General features: G+C 68.6%; 16 protein-coding genes and 3 pseudogenes. 7 read left to right on the top strand and 12 right to left on the bottom strand.

Translation table 11 applies throughout. The features are described 5' to 3' along the window. Positions 1 to 13 precede the first annotated feature (13 nt). The 6 genes from ACZ6A9_RS15340 to ACZ6A9_RS15315 are packed head-to-tail and all read left to right on the top strand — an operon-like array spanning position 14 to position 5,597. On the top strand, positions 14 to 970 hold the full coding sequence (locus ACZ6A9_RS15340; RefSeq protein ID WP_468984823.1) for a branched-chain amino acid ABC transporter permease: 957 nt from the start codon (positions 14 to 16) through the stop codon (positions 968 to 970). Beyond that, positions 970 to 2,073, top strand: coding sequence for a branched-chain amino acid ABC transporter permease (locus ACZ6A9_RS15335; protein WP_376247766.1), 1,104 nt, complete (start codon positions 970 to 972; stop codon positions 2,071 to 2,073). Before ACZ6A9_RS15340 ends, ACZ6A9_RS15335 begins: the two co-directional genes overlap by 1 nt. Next, positions 2,070 to 2,909, top strand: coding sequence for an ABC transporter ATP-binding protein (locus ACZ6A9_RS15330; protein WP_468984821.1), 840 nt, complete (start codon positions 2,070 to 2,072; stop codon positions 2,907 to 2,909). The genes ACZ6A9_RS15335 and ACZ6A9_RS15330 overlap by 4 nt, the downstream gene beginning before the upstream one ends. After that, positions 2,906 to 3,619: an ABC transporter ATP-binding protein gene (locus ACZ6A9_RS15325; protein ID WP_387030264.1), complete on the top strand. Its 714-nt coding sequence runs from the start codon at positions 2,906 to 2,908 to the stop codon at positions 3,617 to 3,619. Before ACZ6A9_RS15330 ends, ACZ6A9_RS15325 begins: the two co-directional genes overlap by 4 nt. 5 nt (positions 3,620 to 3,624) lie before the next feature. Then, positions 3,625 to 4,671 carry a proline racemase family protein gene (locus tag ACZ6A9_RS15320; protein ID WP_407111641.1) on the top strand — a complete coding sequence of 349 codons (1,047 nt, stop codon included), beginning with the start codon at positions 3,625 to 3,627 and terminating at the stop codon, positions 4,669 to 4,671. Beyond that, positions 4,668 to 5,597: an ornithine cyclodeaminase family protein gene (locus ACZ6A9_RS15315; RefSeq protein WP_387030268.1), complete on the top strand. Its 930-nt coding sequence runs from the start codon at positions 4,668 to 4,670 to the stop codon at positions 5,595 to 5,597. Before ACZ6A9_RS15320 ends, ACZ6A9_RS15315 begins: the two co-directional genes overlap by 4 nt. A 238-nt stretch (positions 5,598 to 5,835) precedes the next feature. Here ACZ6A9_RS15315 and ACZ6A9_RS15310 read toward each other — a convergent pair whose 3' ends face one another. From ACZ6A9_RS15310 to ACZ6A9_RS15285, 6 genes and pseudogenes are all read right to left on the bottom strand, one after another. Further along, a complete protein-coding gene (locus tag ACZ6A9_RS15310; RefSeq protein ID WP_387030271.1) occupies positions 5,836 to 6,552 on the bottom strand; it encodes a GntR family transcriptional regulator in 717 nt (238 codons plus the stop codon). Between the two features lie 100 nt (positions 6,553 to 6,652). Beyond that, positions 6,653 to 8,098: an aldehyde dehydrogenase family protein gene (locus ACZ6A9_RS15305; RefSeq protein WP_468984817.1), complete on the bottom strand. Its 1,446-nt coding sequence runs from the start codon at positions 8,096 to 8,098 to the stop codon at positions 6,653 to 6,655. Positions 8,099 to 8,354: 256 nt separating this feature from the next. Then, a complete protein-coding gene (locus tag ACZ6A9_RS15300; RefSeq protein WP_407111639.1) occupies positions 8,355 to 10,637 on the bottom strand; it encodes a collagenase in 2,283 nt (760 codons plus the stop codon). 555 nt (positions 10,638 to 11,192) lie between these two features. Beyond that, on the bottom strand, positions 11,193 to 12,377 hold the full coding sequence (locus tag ACZ6A9_RS15295) for a S1 family peptidase (RefSeq protein ID WP_468984814.1): 1,185 nt from the start codon (positions 12,375 to 12,377) through the stop codon (positions 11,193 to 11,195). 276 nt (positions 12,378 to 12,653) lie between these two features. Next, on the bottom strand, positions 12,654 to 14,039 hold the full coding sequence (locus ACZ6A9_RS15290; RefSeq protein ID WP_451776871.1) for an aminopeptidase P family protein: 1,386 nt from the start codon (positions 14,037 to 14,039) through the stop codon (positions 12,654 to 12,656). 613 nt (positions 14,040 to 14,652) lie between these two features. Further along, positions 14,653 to 14,802, bottom strand: a pseudogene (locus ACZ6A9_RS15285) (IS21 family transposase); the annotation flags it as partial. A gap of 370 nt (positions 14,803 to 15,172) precedes the next feature. Between ACZ6A9_RS15285 and ACZ6A9_RS15280 the strand changes: the two are divergent. Beyond that, a complete protein-coding gene (locus tag ACZ6A9_RS15280; protein ID WP_468984812.1) occupies positions 15,173 to 17,767 on the top strand; it encodes a collagenase in 2,595 nt (864 codons plus the stop codon). Here the strand turns inward: ACZ6A9_RS15280 and ACZ6A9_RS15275 are convergent. The 6 genes and pseudogenes from ACZ6A9_RS15275 to ACZ6A9_RS15250 all read right to left on the bottom strand — a co-directional run bounded on the left by ACZ6A9_RS15275 (position 17,751) and on the right by ACZ6A9_RS15250 (position 21,498). Beyond that, the gene (locus ACZ6A9_RS15275; RefSeq protein WP_468984809.1) at positions 17,751 to 18,503 is read right to left on the bottom strand and encodes a transposase; all 753 of its coding nucleotides are present in this window, start codon (positions 18,501 to 18,503) and stop codon (positions 17,751 to 17,753) included. The genes ACZ6A9_RS15280 and ACZ6A9_RS15275 overlap by 17 nt on opposite strands. A gap of 274 nt (positions 18,504 to 18,777) precedes the next feature. After that, a pseudogene (locus tag ACZ6A9_RS15270) lies at positions 18,778 to 19,041 on the bottom strand (transposase); the annotation flags it as partial. An 83-nt stretch (positions 19,042 to 19,124) separates the two neighbouring features. Next, on the bottom strand, positions 19,125 to 19,316 hold the full coding sequence (locus ACZ6A9_RS15265) for a hypothetical protein (RefSeq protein WP_468985732.1): 192 nt from the start codon (positions 19,314 to 19,316) through the stop codon (positions 19,125 to 19,127). A gap of 22 nt (positions 19,317 to 19,338) precedes the next feature. Next, positions 19,339 to 19,596: pseudogene (locus ACZ6A9_RS15260) on the bottom strand (DUF2871 family protein); the annotation flags it as partial. 136 nt (positions 19,597 to 19,732) lie between these two features. Continuing rightward, the gene (locus tag ACZ6A9_RS15255) at positions 19,733 to 20,413 is read right to left on the bottom strand and encodes an ABC transporter ATP-binding protein (protein WP_387029564.1); all 681 of its coding nucleotides are present in this window, start codon (positions 20,411 to 20,413) and stop codon (positions 19,733 to 19,735) included. Beyond that, positions 20,410 to 21,498: an ABC transporter permease gene (locus tag ACZ6A9_RS15250; protein WP_451779191.1), complete on the bottom strand. Its 1,089-nt coding sequence runs from the start codon at positions 21,496 to 21,498 to the stop codon at positions 20,410 to 20,412. The genes ACZ6A9_RS15255 and ACZ6A9_RS15250 overlap by 4 nt, the downstream gene beginning before the upstream one ends. Positions 21,499 to 21,530: the final 32 nt, after the last annotated feature.

The following is a 21,530-nucleotide window of genomic DNA, read 5'->3' as shown; positions in this document are numbered from 1 at the left end:
CGTCGGCCGGGTGGTGGCCGGCCGCACCGGCCACCACGCGTCGCTGCTTCCCCTCACGTACCGGGAAACACGTATGAACCACTTGCAACTCGTCCTCAGCGGCCTGTTCGTCGGCTCGTTCTACGCCCTGGTCGCGCTCGGCTATTCGATGGTCTACGGGATCATCAAGCTGCTCAACTTCGCCCACGGCGACCTGTACATGCTCGGGGCGTTCGCCGGCTTCACCATGCTCAGTGTCAGTGCCGGTGCACTCGGCGGCGGACTCGTCGCGCTCGTCGCCATCATGATCGTCGCGATGATCGCGACCGGTACCTTCGGCATGGTCATGGAACGGGTGGCCTACCGGCCGTTGAGGAGCGCGCCGAGGCTGTCCGTTCTCATCACCGCCGTCGGCGCGAGTTTCGCGCTCGAGTACGGCATCGCGGTCGCCTTCGGCCCGACCCCGGAGGTGTACCAGATCGAGGTCCGGGGCGGCACGCTGAACATCGCCGGCGCGCAGATCACCCAGGCGCAGCTTGCGATGACGGCGATCGCGATCACACTCATGATCGCTCTTGACACTCTGGTCCGAAAGAGCCGGACGGGCCGCGCGATGCGAGCCGTCTCCCAGGATCCAAAAGCGTGCCTGCTCATGGGGGTCAACGTCGACCGGGTCATCTCGCGGACGTTCTTCCTCGGGTCGGCCCTGGCCGGTGCGGCAGGGGTCATGGCCGGCGCGTACTACGGGAAGATCGACTTCCTGATGGGCTTCATCATCGGGCTCAAGGCGTTCACCGCGGCCGTCATCGGCGGTATCGGCAACCTGCGCGGAGCCGTTCTCGGCGCGATCGTGCTCGGCCTGCTGGAGTCGTTCGGAGTCGCCTACCTCGGCAGTGAATGGCGCGATGTCTTCGCGTTCGGCTTCCTCATCCTCTTCCTGACCGTGCGCCCGACAGGGCTGCTCGGCGAGCGTGTCACGGAGCGTGTGTGATGAACGACGAACCCACCCCGCGTGCCGACGCGGAAGCCTCGGTGTATGCCGCCGTCGTGGAGGAGCGCGCACCCGCGAACGTCGCGCTCGCCGGCCAGGGGGCCGGAACCCCGAAACCGGGCCGCGCGGTGGCCGCGGAGGCGGTGTCGGACTTCCTGGCGAGCAAATGGCTCGCCCTTGGCGTGGCCGTCGCCGCGCTGGCGCTGCCGTATCTCAACTCCGGCACCTATGTCATCCGGATCGCCGTGGACGCGCTCATCTTCGTTCTGCTTGCGGTCGGGCTGAACATCGTGGTCGGCTTCTGCGGGCTGCTCGACCTCGGGTACGCGGCGTTCTTCGCGATCGGCGCGTACACCTCGGGACTGCTGGCCACGGCCTTCGGGTGGCCGATGATCGCGACCGTCCCCGTGGTCGTGGTCGCCGCGGTCGTCGGCGGGCTCGTCATCGGCGGGCCCACGCTCCGGCTGCGCAGTGACTACCTGGCCATCGTCACCCTCGGGTTCGGGGAGATCATCCGCATCACGGCGAACAACCTCGATTTCACCGGCGGCCCGAACGGGTTGTACGGCATCCCGGGTTTCGGTGATGTCGGCCTGCGTGCCGACATCACGCTCTACTGGGTCACCACGGTCGTCGTGTGTGCCGCGGTGCTGTTCTCGAGCCGGCTGGGACGCGGCCGGATCGGCAGGGCGTGGCGGTTCGTCCGCGAGGACGAGGACGCCGCCGAGGCGATGGGCATCCACACCTACAGGGTGAAGTTCGCGGCCTACATCGCCGGCGCGGTCTTCGGCGGCATCGCGGGCGTACTGTTCGCGGCACACCAGACGGCGATCTCTCCGCCGAGCTTCAACTTCCTGTGGTCGGCGCTCATCCTGATGGCCGTCGTCCTCGGTGGTATGGGCTCCACGCCGGGTGTGGTCGTCGGAGCTCTTGCGATCTCGCTGCTGCCCGAACTGCTGCGCGGCGCAGAGAACTGGCGCTATCTCATCTTCGGCCTGCTGTTGATCGTCGCCATGGTGTTCCGCCCGCAGGGGCTGCTGCCGGCCCGTACGGGCGAGCCGGGAAGGCGACGCGGGCGCCGCGCACAGGGAGGTGTGTCGTGAACGAGGTGCTCCTCGACGTGAAGGACATGGCGGTCTCGTTCGGCGGGGTGCGTGCAGTCGACGGCCTGACGTTCTCCGTCCATGAGGGAGAGGTGCTCTCGGTCATCGGTCCGAACGGTGCCGGCAAGACCAGTGCTTTCAACTGCATCACGGGCTTCTACAAACCGTCCGCCGGCTCCGTGACGTTCCACGGCATCGACATCACCGGAAAACGGCCGGCCCGGATCGCCGCGAGCGGAATCGCGCGGACGTTCCAGAACCTCCGGCTCTTCGGCGACCTGACAGTGCTGGACAACGTGCGAGCAGGCATGCACGTCCGCATCAAGCAGAACTTCCTCGACGCGATGCTGCACACCCCGCGCTACCGGCGAGGCGAGGACGCCGCCACCGACGAGGCGCACAAGTGGCTCGACTTCGTCGGCATGCGGTACGACCGGACCGCGCGGATCCGCAACCTTCCCTACGGAGAGCAGCGGCGCGTCGAGATCGCGCGGGCGCTGGCGCGTGAGCCCCGGATGCTGCTGCTCGACGAGCCGGCTGCCGGGCTCAACCACGGAGAGAAGGCACGCCTGCTCGACCTCATGCGGCGCATCGCCGGCCTCGGGATCGCGGTGGTCCTGATCGAGCACGACATGGGGCTGGTCATGAAGGTGTCCGAACGGATCGTCGTACTGAGCCACGGCAGGGAGATCGCCGACGGCACGCCGGCGGAGATCCGGTCGGACCCGGCGGTCATCGAGGCCTACCTCGGAGCGGAGGACGAGGAGGCTCACGCGGAGGCGGAACGCATCGCGGCCGAAACGGGCCCGGGCGGCTCGACGGAGGTGGAACGGTGAACACCGTCCTCGACATCAAGGGACTCCAAGTCGCCTACGGCAAGGTGGAAGCCCTCAGGGGCCTCGACCTCACCGTCCGCGAGAACGAGATCGTCGCTCTGCTGGGCAACAACGGCGCGGGGAAGTCCACGTCCGTCTCGGCGGTCTCCGGCCTCGTGCGGCCCCGGGCCGGGACCGTCACGGCGTTCGGGGAGGACATCACGAGGGCGACGCCCTGGTCGATCGTCGAGCGCGGAATCGTGCACGTCCCCGAGGGACGACGGATCTTCTCACGGCTGACGGTGCACGAGAACCTCCAGCTCGGCGGCTACACCGTGCGCGACAGCACGTCGATCGACAAGCGGATCGACCAGGTCTACGCCCTGTTCCCGCGCATGGCCGAACGGCGTGACCAGCAGGGCGGAACGCTGTCCGGCGGTGAGCAGCAGATGCTCGCGATCGGCCGGGCGATGGTCGCCGGGCCCCGGCTGATCATGCTGGACGAGCCGTCGATGGGACTGGCGCCGCTGATCGTGGCCCAGGTCATGGACGCCATCGTGTCGATCAACCGGGCGGGCACCGCGGTGCTGCTCATCGAGCAGAACGCGAGGGCCGCGCTGAAGGTCGCCCACCGTGGCTGTGTCATGGAATCCGGCCGGGTGTCGGTGACCGGATCGGCCGCCGAACTCCGCGCCGACCCGCAGGTCGTCGAGGCATATCTGGGAGCGTGACGGAAGTGACGAGAGCGACGGAGCCGATCGGGACGATCGACTGGCACACCGGCGGTGAACCGTTCCGGATCGTGCCGGACGGACCCGCCGCGGTGACCGGTGACGGGCTCACCGTCGCCGAGCGCCGGGTCGTCGCGATGGCGAGCGACGAAGCGCAGTGGATGCGGGCACTGCTGTGCAGCGAGCCCCGCGGCCACGCGGACATGTACGGCGGCTTCCTGGTGCCCCCGGACGACGCCGGAGCCCATCTGGGCGTCCTCTTCTGGCACAAGGACGGATTCTCCACCGCGTGCGGTCACGGCACGATGGCCCTCGGGGCCTGGGCAGTGGTCTCGGGCCGGGTCCCGGCCCCCGACGACGGTGTCACCGACGTCGTGATCGACGTGCCCTCGGGGCGGGTCACGGCGAGTGTCCGCACCAGCGGGGGCCTGGTCGAGGACGTGACGTTCACGAACGTCGCCGGCCACGTCCACGCCCGCGGAGTCGACGTGGCGACCTCGCGCGGAACGGTCGCCGCGGACATCGCCTTCGGCGGCGCGATGTACGCCGTGCTGCCGGCGGAGGCGGTCGGCCTGCGGGTCCAGCCGGAGAATGCCACGGAACTCATCGCGGTGGGACGCGAGATCCGCAACGCCCTCAACGCCGCCCGCGCCGCCGAGCATCCGGGCGATGCCAGGCTGTCCGGCGTCTACGGAACGGTCTTCACCGAGGAGGTCCGCCCTCCGGCGCTCCGGGCCGACGGCAGCCGGCAACTGCACCAGCGCAACATCACGGTGTTCGCCGATGGTGAGGTCGACCGGTCCCCGTGCGGATCCGGCACATCGGCCAGGGTCGCGCTCCTCGCCGACGCCGGAGAACTGCTCCCCGGTGACGAGTTGCTGCACGAGTCCGTGGTGGGTTCCGTGTTCCGCGCCCGGATCGCGAAGCAGACGACAGCACACGGAATCCCGGCGGCCGTCACGGCGGTGACGGGCACGGCTCACGCGATCGGCACGTGCCGGTTCACCGTCGATCCCCGTGACGCGCTCCTTCCCGGGTTCGTGCTGCGGTGAGCGCGGTTCTCGACGCCGAGGACGTCCTAGCGCTCGGTCCGGTCGCCGCCGTCGCGGCGGTCCGTGACGCACTGACGGCTGGGTTCGATCCGGATGACGACGTGCCCCGCGCCATCGTTCCGCTGTCCAACGGCCAGGGCCTGCTCATGCCGTCGGAGGCCGGCGGCTGGTTCGGGGTGAAGGTCGCGACGGTCGCTCCTGGGAACACCGCACGCGGCCTGCCACGGATCAACGCGACCTATCTCCTGCACGACAGCGGGACACTGACCCTCCGCGCCCTCCTGGACGGGGTCGCACTGACCACCTTGCGCACCCCTGCCGTCTCGGTCGCAGCCTGTCTGGACCGGCTGCGCGCTCTCGCGGACTCCTCCATCGGCGGGCTGCGGCTCGTGGTCTTCGGCGCGGGTCCGCAGGGCGAGGGACACGTCCGTACGATCCGGGCGCACGCGCCGGTCACCGATGTGACGGTGGTCACGCGTCGCGGCGGCCTGTCCCCGGTGTGGGCGAACCGCCGTCTGGTGGCGGAGGACACGGCAGTCGCCGAAGCCGTTCGCCGCGCGGACGTCGTCGTCGCGGCGACCTCCGCCCGCGCTCCGGTCCTCAGCGGGCACCTCGTGCGCGACTCCGCGATCGTGCTGGCCGTCGGCTCCCATGAGCCGTCGGCGCGCGAGCTCGACGGCGTGCTCATGGGGCGGGCGACGGTGGTCGTCGAGAGCCGGGACGTCGCTCTGCGTGAGGCCGGCGATGTCGTTCTGGCGGTCCGGGAGGGCAGGCTCGCTCCGGGCTCACTGGTGACCATGGCCGAACTGCTCGGCTCGGGAGCAGCCGTCCGCGCCGATCGCCCCATGGTCGTGAAGACGAGCGGCATGGCGTGGGAGGACCTGGTCGTCGCCGTCGCGGCATACCGGCGGAGGCAGCAGGCCTGAGCGGAGAAGGGCGGAGGGCGGCCCGTCCGATGGCCGTTCCGCCGTGAAGTCGAGCTCCCTGGCCGGTGGGCAAGAAACGGGCGAGGACCGCCCGACTGCCGGTGGCTCTCGCACCGGCAGTCTCCGCACGGCCCTCCTCGGGAGAAGGCCGTGTCGTGCCGGGCGGTCGAGGGCCTGACGGATGCTCCGACCGATCACTCCGTCCCCCGTCAGCCGTGGCCGGCCGGTGGCGATGGGATCAGCGGGTGCCCAGCTTCCGCACCGAGGAGGTGCGCTCCCCTGCCTTCTCCTGGTTCCGCGCCGCCCACAGGGTCCGGACGTGCGCAAGGTGATGGCGCATGTGTTCCTCGGCCGCCGCGGAGTCCCCGGCCAGCATGAGGTCGAGCAGTGCGGTGTGTTCCTGCGCGGAGGCCACCAGCGCCCCGGCTTCCGCGAGCTCGGTCAGGCCGTAGAGCCGGGAGCGTTTGCGCAAGTCGGCCACGGTCTCGACGAGGCGGGAGTTGCCGGCGAGGCCGAGTAGGCCGAGATGGAAGCGGCGGTCCGACTCCAGGTAGCCGATGAGGTCGCCGGCGCGTGCGGCGGCCACGATGTCCTCGGCCACGGGGCGCAGAGCCTCCAGCTCTTCCCGCGAGGCCGACCGGGTGACCCTGCCGACGGTCGGGATCTCGATGAGGGAACGGATCTCGGTGTACTCGTCCAGGTCGCGCTCGGACAGTTCGGTGACGCGGAAGCCTTTGTTGCGTACGGCCTCGACCAGACCTTCGCGCGCCAGGTCAAGCATGGCCTCGCGTACGGGCGTCGCGGAGACGCCGTACTCGGCGGCGAGGGTGGGTGCGGAGTAGATGACCCCGGGCTTCAGGTCGCCCGCGATCAGCGCCGCGCGGAGGGCGTTGGCGACCTGGTCACGCAGGTGCTTCTGTACCGAGATGAGTGTGCGGGGCTTCAGCTCGCTCATGGATTCCCCTCCGTGGATTTGTTGCCCCACTATACAATGTCACGTTGTGCGGCATCCACGCGCCCCGCCCGTGCGACCGGGCTCCCTCGTTGTGACGAGCTCAGGCCGACGCGGTGGGCAGTAGGGACACCGTTCGGGTGGAAGTGTAGAAATCCGTCGTGGCGCGCTCCTTCTCCCGCACTCTGCGGGCGTCCTTCTCCCGCTCGAAGGGGAGCAGAAACTCGGTGCCGGTGGTCGGTGCGTTCACCCGCACCATCGCCGTGTTCAGGCGGTCCACCGCCGAAAGCGCCTTCTCCAGATCGCTCGTATGCAGTGAGGACACCACGCCGCGGCGGCCGCTGCCCGCGACCCGGATCGCCTCGTCGAAGTCCGACGCCCCTGACAACACCGCGACGGGGCCGTGGATCTCACGGCGGTTCAGGTCATGGTGTCCGGGCACATTCTCGAGCAGCACGGGGTCGACATACCAGCCCGGCGCCTCTCTCCGGCCACCCCGGGCATTCCCCGCCAGCAGGTCCGCTCCCGAGGCGAGAGCGCTGTCCGTGACGTGGACGACACGGTCACGGGCCATTTCGGAGATGACGGGGCCGCACACCGAGTCGGTCGCGTTCGGATCACGGGCGGGCAGAGCCCGCAGAGCCTGTCTCAACGCCTCGCGCAGCTTCGGCAGGACACTGTCCACGGCGATCACCCTCTTGGTGGCGGTGCGCTTCTGGCCCGCACAGCCGGCGATCGCGACGGCTATGTCGGCGGCGGCGCGTACCACGTCGGCATCCGGGAGGACCACGGCCGTGTTGTAACCACTCATGTCCGCCTGGACGGGCACGCCACGGGACGCCGCGGCGCGTACCATCGCAGTACCGACGGCGCGAGATCCGGTGAAGGAGACCACATCGGCCAGGCCGGCCAGGGTGGCTCCGACTTCGACGCCTCCGGGGGCGAGCTGCAGGACGTCCGCGGGGAGGGCTCGCCCGAGGATCTCCGCCAGGCGCAGGGCGCACGCGGTGGCCTCCGGTGCGGGTTTGAGGACCACGGTATTGCCGGCCGCGAGGGCCGGAGCCGCGTTCCAGGACGGCGCGGCCAATGGGAACTGCCATGGGGTGATCAATCCGGCGACGCCGTGCGGACGCCGGCGAGTGAGCAGGAGCCCTGGTCCGGACGTCGGCTCGCGCACCGCTCCGGGAACGTCCTGAGGTAGCTGGGCGTAATAGCGCCAGATCGCCACGGCGCGGGTGAGTTCCTCGCGGGCCTCGGTGAGCGGCTTGCCGACTTCTCGGACCAGGAGCCCGGTCAGTTCTTCGTACGCGGTCTCCAAAGCGTCTCCGGCCCGGCGCAGGGCCACAGACCGCTCGGCCGCACCGGCGGCGAGCCATGCGGCCTGGGCGCGGGCGGCCCGCTGCACGGCTCGAGCGGCGGTGTCGGGGGTGCAGCCGTACAGCTCGACGAGCACGTCACCGGGGTCGGCGGGGTTGCGGGAGATCACCACGCTGTCGGCCGTCGGGCCGGGGTGGATGTTCACAGGAGGGGCCTTCCGGGATGAAGTCATGACGCAGGGGGCCTCTTGACGGGCACAGGGGCCGTCTGTTCGGGCCGACATCGGTCGCAGCGGGTGCAGGGGGCGCCGTACCGACACACCTCGGGCTGATGGCGATGCCGCCGCGAAGCACCTCACGAGCACCACAGTAATATGTCACATGTCTCACTGGGTGGGGAGGCTCGAATCCTCCATCAGGAAGAAAAGGGAGAAGCCGGGGCGGGCGCGAGGATCGCGCCCGCCCCGGCGGTCGGCGGTGGATCAGGGCTCAGTACTCGGTCTTGACCGTCGTTCCGGAGAAGTCCGCCGCGGCAGCCAGGCTGATGTAGTTCCAGCCGACGGGCGGATTGGTGATGGTGAGTGTCTCGCTGTTGCCTGCGCCTGTGGACCTGCTGGTGTAGCCGGAGGTGGTCGCCCAGGTGCTGCTGTTGTAGTAGAGGTCGGCGTTGCCGGTGCCCCCGGACGAGGTGATCTTCAACTGCTGGACGCCGGAGGGGATGTAGACGTAGAGGTAGGCGTAGTTCCCCGCGGTCGCGGACAGGTTGCTTCGCTTGCAGTTGCGGCCGAGTTCCCGGGTGTCGCCGCCCGTGCACTCAGGAGTGGCGTCCGCGCCGCCGACGGCGATGCTCTGGGTCGCGGTGCTGGTCGCGCCCTTGTCGTCGGTGACCTTCAGCGTCACGGTGTAGGTGCCCGGTGCCGTGTACGTCTTGGCCGGGTTGGCCGCGGTGGAGGTGGTTCCGTCCCCGAAGCTCCACGAACGGGAGGCGATGGTCCCGTCGGAGTCCGTCGAGCGGTCGGTGAAGTTGGCCGTCAGACCACTGACGGACACCGCGAACGCCGCAGTGGGAGCCCGGTTGCCCGGCGGAGTGGTGGAACCCCCGCAGTCGCCGGCTGCGCACCGTGCCAGCCAGTTGTACCAGTCGCTGTCGTGGCGTGTGCCGATGCTCCCGGTGAGGTACGCGCGGGCAGTGTTCCAGCTACCGGCACGGTAGTACCCCAGGACGGTGTCCATCTCGGCGCGATGGGACTGGAGCATGTAGCGCACGGCGAGGTAACCCCACCGGTACACGCGTGTGCTGTCGTGACTGTAGGTGGTGTCGAACAGCGTACTCAGCGCATAGGTGCGCCTGCCGGCTTCGGTGATGGCCGCGTCGTAGCGCAGGTTGCGGTAGGAGTAGGACACGTACTCGGCGAAACCCTCGATCCACCAGATAGTGGGAGTCGATACATTGGCATTGAAGTCGCCGTACATGTTGAAGCGGCCGTCGAGGTAGTGCGTGTACTCGTGGTTGAGGTTCCAGATCTCGAAGTCCGGGCGTACCCACTCGGCCTCGTAGGCGATGAACCTGGCCTGGTTGCCGGCCGCGGAGGGGTTCCCCTCGAGGTACATGCCGCCGTTGTTGGTGTTGATGCCCCAGTCGGCACCGGCGTAGGTCTGGTAGTCGGTGCTGCTGTTGTAGACGACCACTTCCAGGCTGGTGTTGCGGTCACCTGCGACAGGCCCGTTGTCCTTGGCGATGCTGTGGAAGTAGGCATCCTGGTCGGCCAGGCTGCGGCAGGTGGACGCCAGTTGCGTCGAGGTCATCTCCTGGGCGCGGATGCGGAGGCTGGCGCTGCAGGTGTGGTTGATCACCAGTACGCTGCTCGCCAGGCGCTGCTGGAGGTCGCAGGTGCCGTAGTAGCCGCACCGGGTCTTGTCGTAGCTGTTGGTCATTTCGGCGATGCCGACCCATAGCGGAGCGGTGGCGCCCTTGAGGGAGCTCTTGCCCAGGAGCGCGGCCACCTGCGGCCGGACCGTCTTCTGCAACGAGGCGTGCTGCAGGAACCGGGCGAGCTCGCGCCCGGCATTGGAGGCGAGATGGCTCCGGTCGGTGCCGAGGAGGTTCCTGTGCGAGGAGGCGAAGTCGTACAGGGCCCGAAGGATGCTCCGGTCGGAGGACACCGCGACGGCGAAGTCCGGTGTCCGATGGCCGCGGAAGAGAACGGTGTAGACGTTGTTGACGGCGTTCAGCATCCACCGGGAGGAGTTCCAGGAGGAGTTGTAGTCCGCCAGCAGACGCTTGACGACGTACAGGTAGCGGGCGTTCTCCTCGGAGCTGTCGATCAGGGTGACTGCTTCGGCCAGGGTCTCGCCGTTGGCGTCGGTGACGTCCCGGGAACGGGGACTGGCGAAGAACGCGTCGAGACCGGCACGGACGGCGGTGCGCAGCTTCGGGCCGTAGGCACCCTCGGTGGCCTCGTCGTGCCAGTGTGCGTAGTAGCCGGCGCGCAGGTAGAGCAGGAGCTGGGTCATGCCGGTGCTGCTGTCGCCCGGGTAGGACGCGGAGCCGTCCCGCAGTGCGTAGGCGACACTCGTCATCCGGTCCTCGCGGAAGGCCCGGTGTGCGTCGCTCCCGGTGAGGTCGAACAGCGTGTTGACGCAGTCGGTCGTGGACGCCTTGATCCGCTGGACCAGGGCGTGCCCCGAACGGCTGGTGAAGGCCTCGGGGCGGCAGTCCGCGGCAGCGGGCGCCTTCCCCTTGCCCCCGGCTTCCTCCGGGAGTGCTCGCATGGACGGCCTCCGAAGGGGTGCGGGGGAGGCCGGGTCGTCGTAGTCCCGCCGCAGCGCATCCGCGGTCGACGGAAGCGGCGCCCGCTCCTCGACCTTCAGTGGCTCGCCGCGTACGTGCTCAGGATCTTCTCCAGAGCCTCCTTGCAGCGACGCCTGGGGCGGCGGCACATCCTCGCGGGCATGCTGTCCGGTCGCCTCCTGGACGGCGGGAACCGGAGCGGCGTAACCCGGAGCGGCGAGCAACCCTGTCCCGAGGCACAGGGTCAATATCAGCCCGCTCAGTCTCACGGAACGTGGTCGCTGGAGTCTTCTTTTCACGCACTGCCTCCTGAGGAGAGCGGCCGTGCGGAAGACACGGCCGGATGGGACCCGGTGGCCCGGAGGAATCCCGGAGGGGACTGCTCCGGGCCACCGGCAGCGCGATACACAATGCGACAGGTGACATTGCATATGCGCGGATAGGTGGGCGGGACGCAGGGTCATCCACGCCTGCCCGGCTCTTCGGCCGGGCGCGCCGTCACATGTTCCGCTTCTCGTGCGACAGCGCCTTCTCGGTCAGCCGGCCAGCAGGCTGACTCCCAGGGATGACAGGGCCCGGCTGATCGGCTCATGGATCATGCCGCATCCGCTGTTGGGACCACCGCTGAGGATGCCGTGGGCGGTGGATCCGTTGTAGACACCGCTGCCGCTGTCTCCTGGTGCCACGCACGCCGTGCTCCAGGTCATGCCGGTCAGGGTGCGTCCGGGGTAGTGGACGGTGGCGTTGACGTCGGTGATCTGCCCGCAGGTGTAGCCGGTGGTGGAGCCCTGCTTGCAGACGTACTGACCCACATAGTCGTAGTCCCAGCTCCGGATGGGCTGAGTGGTGTAGACCCAGCCTCGCGGCTGCCAGAAGGCGGTGTCGCTGATCCGCACGATGGCATAGTCGCCGTAGTAGCCGAAGTGGTAGTCCGCCGTGCTTCCCACGCCCTGGTAGCCGTAGCTGTAGGTCGGTACCTCCCAATAGGAGGCGGCCTCGGTGCAGTGCCCGGCGGTCATCATGTAGTAGCCGTAGCTGTCATAGGCCATGAAGGCACTGGTGCAACGGGTGTTGCCGCCGTAGATGGCCAGTCCCGAGCGCAGCGGCGGGTCGCACGAGTACTGGCCGCCGCAGTACACCGGCCGGGACGCGTGCCGGTAGCTGTCGACGACCAGCGCGTCCCCGAACTTCTGCTCGGCCCAGCGCACGACGCTCCGCTGCTCGTCCGTCAGCTTCCTTCCTCGCGGAACGTCCAGCCGCAGTACGTTCTTCTCGGTCACCACCGCGGACTGCAGGCCGTGTCGCGCCCCCTTGTTCGCCTTGGTGATCCGCTTGGCCAGCGCGTCCGACATCTTCCGCAACTCGTCCATGCCGCGTTCGACCAGCACGGCCTCGACCGCGGTCTTTCCGGATGCCAGGGTGCTCACGACCGATGCCGAGGACTTCTCGGTCACCGCGACCCTCAGTTTCCCCCCTCGCTCGTGGTCCACCCACGCTCCACCGAAGCGCGCTCCCAGCCTCTCGCGCAATTCGGTGGCCAGAGCGGCCTGGTCGTCCTGTCGCGCGATGCGACGCTCGCCTTCCGCTGCCGAGACGCCATAGTCCTCGACCAGTTGGGCCACCGCGGCCTTCTCCTGCGCGTTCGGGCCCGGCCGGGCCGGGACGTCTTCCCTGGCCGAAACCGTCGGCGCGAGAAGGAGTGTGGCGATCAGAGCGGTCACCGCCGCCGCTATCGGCCCTGACAGCCGTAATGGAACACCGTGCATGGAGCACCTCCCTGTAAGTGGAGCGAACGCCGGACGGCAGGGGCGCCTCGCTCGACGCGGCCATGAAACGCCCGGCGTCGGGGACATGACAGGGAACAATATGGCGGGTGACATGTCACACCGCAACCCTCTGAGGGAGGGCCGGTCAGCGAAGCGCGGGCGGAGGGGAGGAAGCTGCGAGTCGGCGGCCCTCGGGGCACCGAGGGCCGTCTCTTCCGTTACGGCGACCGGTCAGTGCTCCAGCAGCCGGGCCATCCACTCCTCCACGTCGGTGGCGTTACGGGGCAAGGCGTCCGAAAGGAGTTTCGCGCCGTCCGAGGTGATCAGCAGGTCGTCCTCGATACGGACACCCATGCCACGCAGTTCCAGCGGCAGCGTCTCGTCGTCGGGCTGGAGATAGAGGCCGGGCTCGACGGTGAGGACGTGGCCCTCCTCCAGTACCCCGTCCAGATAGGCCTCCGCGCGTGCCTGTGCGCAGTCGTGGACGTCGATGCCGAGCATGTGCCCGCTGCTGCAGAGCGTGTAGCGGCGGTACAGACCGCTGTCCTCGGCGAGCGCCTTCTCAGGGGGTATGCGCAGGATGCCCCACTCGTGCAGGCCCTCGGCTATGACGCGCATCGCCTCCTGGTGGAAGTCGCGGAACCGGGCGCCGGGCCGCAGGACGGCGATGGCGGCGTCCTGGGCGGCCAGGACCAGTTCGTAGACATCGCGCTGGGCGGCGGAGAAGCGTCCGGACAGTGGGAGGGTGCGGGTGATGTCGGCCGTGTAGAGCGTGTCGGTCTCCACACCTGCGTCCAGCAACAGGAGCTGAGAGGGGTCGAGTGCGCCGTCGTTGCGGATCCAGTGCAGGACGCAGGCGTGGGCGCCGGATGCGGCGATCGTCTCGTACCCGGTTCCGCTGCCTTCGGCCCGTGCACGCAGATTGAACACACCCTCGATCCAGCGTTCGCCACGGGGGTGCCGCAGGGCCCGCGGCAAGGCCCGCACCACATCGTCGAAGCCCACCGTGGTGTGATGGACGGCCAGTTGGAGCTGGCCGATTTCCCAGGAATCCTTGACGAGCCGGAGCTCCGACAGCGCGGTCTCCAGCCCGGAGTCTCCGGCCGGAGAACGGCTCTCCCGGGCCACCAGATCATCCAGCGCCGGATCGACGCCGGTCACCAGGCGGGTCGGTGGACGCGGGCCGGTGAACAACTCGGGCAGCTCGTCCAGGTGCACGCAGCGCAGGCCGGTGAGCGACGCCGTTTCGTCCAGGTCGGGCCGGCGGCCCACCCAGAACTCGCCGTAGCGGCGGTCGCGGTAGAAGCCGCTGCTGTCGCGCGGCGAGCGGGGGCGGACATAGAGCACCGCCTCATGGCCCTCGGGCCCCGTCGGTTCGAGGACCAGAACATGGCCGGGCTGGTCCTCGCCGGTCAGGCCGGTCAGCCAGGCGTAGGCGCTGTGCGGGCGGAAACGGTGGTCCGTGTCGTTGGAACGGACCTTGAGGACACCGGAAGGCACGACGAGCCGTTCACCGGGGAAGCGGGCCGAGAGCCGGTCTCGGCGGGCCGGCAGAGTGGTGCAGCCGGGTACCCGGGTGTCCACGGGGAGCGGGGAGGGCGCCCAGCCGGTGCTCATGAACGAGTCCAGTGCTGCGGAAACGGGCAGGTCATGACTACCGGTATGCGGGCGGGCAGTGGCATAAGGGGGCACAGAGCGCTCCTTCGGTGGTCGGTCAGGGGCAAGAGGGCGCGGAACTGGTCGCTCCGGGCACGAGACAGCCCGGTAACGGGAGCTTATAAAATGTCACATTACTATGTAACGGGTTACCTCTCGCCGACCGCCGCAGGTGCGATCGTGGCCGCCGGCCATTTCGAGGGCCGTGTCGACGCCGCACCGAGTCGGTTGGTGGTCCCGCCATGTTCTTCGGCATGCACAAGCGCGCCATGATCACCACGGCCCCGCCCTGCGAACCCCACGCCCTCATCGCCGTCGAGCCCGGGCCCTGCCGCCCGGCGGACCGGCAAACATCGGTCAGTTGAGGGCCTCCAGAAGCCAGCGGCTCCTTCGTTGCCCCGGACGCGCACCCGCGGTTTGGCATCGACCCGGACCGCGGCCCGGCCGTGCCCGGGGGTCCGGGCGGGGCGGCCAGTGGGACCTGCGCCTCTGTCCGCCGGCTCCCGCTCGGCCTCGGCCAGGCGGGACGGCCGCCGGTGCTGGTGATGGTCGCGGGCTGCTCACGGCGGATCACCGCCGGGTCCGGCCTTCCGGGTCGGCGGCCCGGCCTGATCGCCGGGCACTGGCTGCGCCCGGCGATCACCGCCGACGGCATCTCCGGCCACTGTTCGAGCAGTTCACGAATCCGCGGCTCGACAACGTCCACGATCGAGCCCGTCGGCGCGCCCGCCGACCCTTCCGGCGGCTTCGGCCCGATGAAACCGACGGATTACCGGCGTCGCCGACCACCCGGCACCCCGTCAGCCCGACGCCCACAAGTCCCGTCCGCACTCTCAACATCCGCTACTCAGAGGCCGCATGCCTCCTCCTGCCGCGCATGAAGTCCCGGCATCCATGGATCGATTGGCAACCCTGGATTCACCCGGATGCCTTCCGTGCGTCATGTGACCTGTGCAATGGTACATCTCACAGGTTGTGGTCATGCCAATCGCGCATCAGTCGTGCCCCATGTGATCGACGGCGTGGTCCAATCCGGTACCTCCTCATCCCCCCAGGCCACGCACCGCGTGGCTCAAACCCTCACGGGAGGCGTAGTGAGAAAGTCACTCGTCCGGCGAAGTCTGGGCGCGGCGCTGCCGCTGGCCCTGACCATCACCATGGGCGCCGGCCTGCTGGCGCAGCCGGCCAGCGCCCGGAGCGGAAGCCCGGTGCCCGTCGCACAGGCCGCGGCCGCGAACGGGAAGCACACGGATCCTCCGCCCGCGTCCCAGTCGACCACCGCGGAAACCGAGCACGTCGCCAAGGGACGTCAGAAGGTTTCCGCGCTCCCGCCGCTGGCGGCGAGCAAGGACGTACTCAAGAAGTCGTACGCGGAGCACGGCAAGCCGCCGGTCCCCTCCAAGTCGATCGACACGGCAGCCAAGGGTGCCGCCGGGAAGAAGACCGGCGCTGCGGCCGCCGCGTGCAACGTCTCCGACTTCACCTCCCGTACCGGCAGCGCCCTGGTCCAGCAGATCAAGACGTCCACAACCGACTGCGTCAACACGCTGTTCAATCTATCGGGCAACGACGCCTACTACGCCTTCCGTGAAGCGCAGATGGCCACCGTCGCGTACGCCGTGCGCGACGGTTCGGCGTCCTACCCGGGCAACTCCAGCACCGGTATGCCGCAGCTCGTGCTCTACCTGCGCGCCGGCTACTACGTCCACTACTACAACGCCAGTACGGTGGGCGCCTACGGCAGCACGCTGAAGACTGCCATCCGCTCCGGCCTCGACGCGTTCTTCGCCAGTCCCCGCTCCCGGGACGTCACCGACGCCAACGGCGAGACCCTGGCCGAAGCAGTCACCCTGATCGACAGCTCCGAGGAGAACGCCCGCTACCTGTACGTCGTCAAGCGTCTGCTGGCGGACTACAACTCCTCCTGGAATGCCTCCTGGTGGATGCTGAACGCCGTCAACAACGTCTACACGGTGACCTTTCGGGGCCACCAAGTGCCGGAGTTCGTCAGTACCGTCCAGGCGGACCCCAGTGTGATCGATGCCCTGCACAACTTCGCCTCCGGTCACATCGCGCTCCTGGGCACCGACCAGTCGTACCTGACCTCCAACGCCGGACGCGAACTGGGCCGGTTCCTGCAGCACACGAGTCTGCGTAGCAAGGTTCGTCCCCTGGCCGCCGGTCTGCTGAACCAGAGCGCGATCACCGGCCGCACCGCCCCGCTGTGGGTGGGCGTCGCGGAGATGACGGACTACTACGACAAGGCCAACTGCTCCTACTACAACACCTGTGACCTTCAGGCTCGCCTGAAGAGCGAGGTGCTGCGGGTCAATTACACCTGCAGTTCCAGCATCCGCATCCTGGCCCAGCAGATGACTGCGGGCGAACTGTCCTCCAGCTGCAACAGCTTGCGCAGCCAGGACGCCTATTTCCACAACATAGCCCGGGACAACGGGCCGGTCGCGGGCGACAACAACAACGCGATCGAAGTCGTGGTGTACGACTCCAGCACCGACTACCAGACGTACGCCGGTGCGATGTACGGGATCGACACCAACAACGGCGGCATGTACCTGGAGGGTGACCCGACCGCTGCTGGCAACCAGCCGCGTTTCATCGCCTACGAGGCAGAGTGGCTGCGCCCGGACTTCCAGATCTGGAACCTGAACCACGAGTACACCCATTACCTCGACGGTCGCTTCGACATGTACGGCGATTTCAGCGCCAACATCACCACCCCGACCATCTGGTGGATCGAGGGTTTCGCCGAGTACGTCTCCTACTCCTACCGCGGAGTCCCGTACACGGCGGCGATGACCGAGGCCGGCAAACGTACGTACGCCCTGAGCACGCTGTTCGACACCACGTACAGCCATGACACCACCCGTGTCTACCGCTGGGGCTACCTGGCCGTGCGGTACATGCTCGAGAACCACCGCGCCGACATGGACAAGGTGCTCGGTTACTACCGCGCCGGCAACTGGAACGCCGCCCGCACCTACCTGACCAGCACGATCGGCACCCGCTACAACAACGACTGGTACACCTGGCTGGCCGGCTGCGCGGCCGGCGGCTGCGGTGGAGGGACCAACCCGCCCGGCAATCAGGCTCCCACCGCCGCGTTCACCACCGTGATACAGGACCTGAAGGTCACCTTCACCGACCAGTCCACCGACTCCGACGGCACCATCGCATCGCGGTCCTGGGACTTCGGGGACGGCACCACCTCCACCGCCACCAATCCCAGCAAGACGTACAGCACCGCCGGCACCTACACGGTGAAACTGACCGTCACCGACGACAAGGGCGCCACTACCACCGCCACCCGGGCCGTCACGGTCGGCAGCGGCGGTGGCATCACCGAGTGTACCGGCACCGACACCCGGGAGCTGGGCCAGAACTGCCGGCGGAGCAACCAGTCGGCCACCACCGGGAACTACGCCTACCTGTACCTCTACGTACCGGCCGGCACGACCCAGCTCAAGATCACCACCTCCGGCGGCACCGGTGACGCGGACCTGTACTACAGCAACACCGGCTGGGCCGGCACCACCAGCTACACGCAACGCGCCACGGGCACCGGCAACAGCCATACCCTGACGGTCAACAACCCGCAGGCCGGCGCCAACTACATCAGCCTGCACGCCGTGGACGGCTTCTCCGGCGTCACAGTCACCACCAGCTACTGACAGACCGCACCTCGAGAACGACCGATCCACCTGCTGGCCCGGAGCGGCTCCCCCCGCTCCGGGCCCGCAGGGCAACAGCGACTGAAGCGACGCAAGCACTGGAGTACCCGGCCGCACTCGGGATGAGCACCGTGTATTCCGTGTATTGCGCGCCTTCCAGTCCGGTACGCGCGTTCCCGCCCATGACCATGGCCACCGCGGCGACGCGTATGTTCGCCTTGCCGATGCCGATCACCTGCCAGACCGAGCCGGGGGCGAGCAGTCGATCGCCAGATCGTCGGGGTCGGCGAACTCTTCGGGCGTCACCAGCACCGGACCCATGGGTGAAAAGCCCGGGTAGGACTTGGCGAGCCCGATCTGCGGAGCCGGTCCGCTCACTCGTGTACTCGCTGCCGCGATCCGTATGCATGACGCAACCCTGCTCCAGGCCGCCACGCCCGACCGTCATCCGCAGGGCGGCTACGGGCAGCTCGGCGCGGTGGTGGTCGGCCATCGCCCAGCCGACCACCTCCCGCGTCGCGAGATCGATACAGATCGCCAGATACAACTTCCCTTCCAGCGTGCTAAGTTCAGTCATGTCGCCGACGAACCGCATCCCGGGCTGGGGCGCGGTGAAGTCCCGGCCGATCAGGTCGAGCGCGAACACCGCTCGCTTCGCCTGCCAGGTCAGGCCCCGCCGCCGGCGGCGGGTGATCCCGACGATCCAGTGCTTGCGCATCAGTCGATCGATTTTCATGGAGTTCACCACCCGCCCGGCCACGCCGCAGGGCGGCGTGGATCCGCGGAGCCCCCGTAGGCACCGCGAGATCCGGCGTGAAGCACCCGGATCTCGCCCACCAGCGCCTCCTCGGCTCGCTCCCGCATCGTCCGGGCCAGCTGTGGTGCCCTGTGCGCGTAGTAGGTGGAACGGGGCACTCCCAGCACACGACACAAAAACGCAACGCTGTGACCTGCAGGATTACCCTCCGATGCCTTCTCGTCACCGATGAAACGACACCGTGCCACGGTATCTACCTCATCTTGTCCTGAGCGAAGAAGACGGTCGCTTTTCCCAGAACCTCGATCGTGGCCTCCTGCTCGCGAACCTTCCGCCGCAGCCGGACCAGCTCCTCACGTTCCGCAGTGGTCAAAGCCCCGGCAGGTCCCTCACTCCGGTCGACCTTCGCCTGCTTCACCCACCCGCGCAGCCCTTCCGGGCTCACGCCCAGATTCCTCGCGACCTCGGTGACCGTCTTCTCCGAGGACAACACCAAGGCGACCGCGTCCCGCTTGAACTCGGCCGTGTATACCGCTTACTCATGTTGCTCTTGCCACTCACTACCTGTGACTGCTCCCTCCGGGACCATCCGTCCCAGTATCAAGCTGTCCGGTCGACAGGGGGAACCTCAGTCTGCTCATCGGTCTCGGTCCGTGTCGTGCCTGTGAGGTCGAGGCGCAGGCGGTGGTGCAGGCAGACGAAGAAGAAGACCAGTGCGACGGTGAGGAGGATGTGGCCCATGTCGGCGATTCCGGAGATCGCGGGGCTGGTGTCCTTGCCGAGCACGGTAATGGTGCCGTTGGACGGTCATGAGGCCGGTGGTGAGGATGAGTCCGGCGTGGTAGGTCCAGAAGAACGCGGAGAAGAACCGGCCGCGGGTCAGGTGCAGGGTCTTCCCCAGGGCAATGGTGATCAGGAAGACCAACGTGCCGAGGGTGAGCAGGTGGGTGTGGACCACGGCCAGCTGAGTCGGTCCGGTGAAGTCGTTGGCCTTGGTCAGCTCCCGGTAGTAGAGGCCGGTGGCCGGGCCGAGGACGGTGCAGAGAACGGCGGAGTAGTAGAGCTTCCTCATGAGGGGATGCGCTCCTTCTGGCGGTGGGGGGCCGTTCTGTCCGTAGCCGGTGCGGATGGGAGCGGGCGGGTGTTGGAGAGAGGGCCGGGTGTGTGGTGGCGCCGGCGAGGCGGCATGCCGGGCCACCCGGCATGTTTCAGCTCTGGGCGGGGTGGAGCAGGCGGCCGTCGTGGACTTCGGCTATCCGGTCGACGGCGGTGAGGTGGGTGCGGTCGTGGGTGACCAGGACGGTGGCGGTGGCCTGCTGGTGGGTGAGGCGGGTGATCAGGTCGATGATCGCGGCGCCGCGTTCGTGGTCGAGGGCGCTGGTGGGTTCGTCGACGAGGAGGACGGTGGGTTTGTTCATGAGGGCGCGGGCGATGTTGACACGCTGGCGCTGGCCGCCGGAAAGCTGGTGCGGGCGGCGGCCCGCAAGGTCGGCCAGGCCGACCGCGTCGAGCAGGTCGAGGGCGCGGGTGCGGGCCTTGGCCGGTGAGCGGCCGTTGAGCTGGGCCATGACCTGGAGCTGTTCGGCGGCGGTGAGGGAGGGCAGCAGGTTGGGTTGCTGGAAGACCATGCCGATCTTGTGGCGGCGCAGATCGGTGAGCTCGCCGCGGCTCATACCGGTGGTGGGAAGGCCGTCGATGGTGACGGTGCCGGTGTCGGGGGTGATGAGGGTGGCGGCGACGGCAAGGAGGCTGGACTTGCCGGAGCCCGAGGGGCCGATCGCGGCCGCGAGGCTGCCCTTGGGGACGTCGAGCGTGACGTTGTCGAGGGCGGTCAGTCGGCTGTCGCCGTCGGGATAGGTGAGAGTGATGTCGGTCAGGTTGAGGCTCATCGGGCGCTCCCCAGGGCGGTCAGCGGGTCGACGGAGGTGATGCGGCGGATGGACAGGCCCGCGCCGAGGAGGCCGAGGAGGATCATCACGGCGGCCGGGAGCAGGACGGTTGTGGGGGTGAGGAGGAAGGGGACGGCGCTGCCGGAGACGAGCGCCCCGAGACCTGCGGCGAGGCCGGTGCCGAGCAGGGTGCCGCCGGCGAGTAGGACGACGGCCTGGCCGAGTGCGTCCTTGAGGAGGTTGGCCGTGGAGGCGCCCAGCGCCTTGAGGACGGCGACGTCGCCGCTGCGCTGGATGGTCCACACGGTGAAGAAGGCGCCGATGACGAGGGCGGAGATGGCGAACAGGAAGCCGCGCATCAGCTGCAGGGAGCCGTTCTCGGAGGTGTAGGAGCCGATCGCGGAGAGTGAGTCGTCCTTGGAGAGCGTCTTGGTGCCGACGGCCTGGTCGGTGGCTGCCAGATCGGTGTTAGAGGTGGTGTTCAGGGCGATCACGGTCGCTGTCGGGCCGTCACCGCCGGTGGTGGGGGGTGCGGTCTTCTGCCAGACATCGAGGCTGGTCCAGATCACTGGGGTGTGGCTGAAGGAGGCGTCGCCCTTGACGGCGGCTACGGTCAGCTGGTTACCGGCCAGGGTGAAGGCGTCCCCCGCCTTGAGTCCGAGGTCGTCGGCGGCCGTGGTGGACAGCACCACTGACTTACCGTTGATCTTGTCGCTGTCCGGGGCGAGGCGGGAGCCGGGCTGGATGCCGAAGGCGGATACCCCGGTGCTCCTGTCGCCGGCGGTGGCCTTGGTGGTGGTGATGCCCAGCGGTTCGGCACTTTCCACGCCGGGCGTCTTGGCCCACTGCTGCCACTGCTTGGCGGTGACGGTGGAGTTGGAGTAGGACACGTCCTGGCCGCCGCTGGGCGCCTGGAAGGCGATCCTGTCGGCCGGCAGGCCGGTGATGGCGGAGATGTTCTGCTGTCCCAGCCCGGCAGTCAGTCCGGACAGCAGGCCGACCAGCAGGGTGATGAGCACGATGACGGTCCCCATCAGGGCGAACCGCCCCTTGGCGAACTTCAGGTCTCTCCAGGCGACGAACACGGCTTTGGCCTGCCTCTTTCTGGCTGCGGACG

It is taken from the genome of Streptomyces sp. NPDC041124, from assembly GCF_055592385.1.
Note: the sequence above shows the minus strand (reverse complement) of the source record. Positions and strands in the feature narration are given on the sequence as shown.

Bases quoted from the DNA above. Each gene is read 5' to 3' on its own strand.
- ACZ6A9_RS15275 (WP_468984809.1), bottom strand. From the start codon at position 18,503: ATGAAAATCGATCGACTGATGCGCAAGCACTGGATCGTCGGGATCACC.
- ACZ6A9_RS15335 (WP_376247766.1), top strand. From the start codon at position 970: ATGAACGACGAACCCACCCCGCGTGCCGACGCGGAAGCCTCGGTGTAT.
- ACZ6A9_RS15310 (WP_387030271.1), bottom strand. From the start codon at position 6,552: ATGAGCGAGCTGAAGCCCCGCACACTCATCTCGGTACAGAAGCACCTG.
- ACZ6A9_RS15290 (WP_451776871.1), bottom strand. From the start codon at position 14,039: ATGAGCACCGGCTGGGCGCCCTCCCCGCTCCCCGTGGACACCCGGGTA.
- ACZ6A9_RS15255 (WP_387029564.1), bottom strand. From the start codon at position 20,413: ATGAGCCTCAACCTGACCGACATCACTCTCACCTATCCCGACGGCGAC.
- ACZ6A9_RS15305 (WP_468984817.1), bottom strand. From the start codon at position 8,098: ATGACTTCATCCCGGAAGGCCCCTCCTGTGAACATCCACCCCGGCCCG.
- ACZ6A9_RS15300 (WP_407111639.1), bottom strand. From the start codon at position 10,637: ATGCGAGCACTCCCGGAGGAAGCCGGGGGCAAGGGGAAGGCGCCCGCT.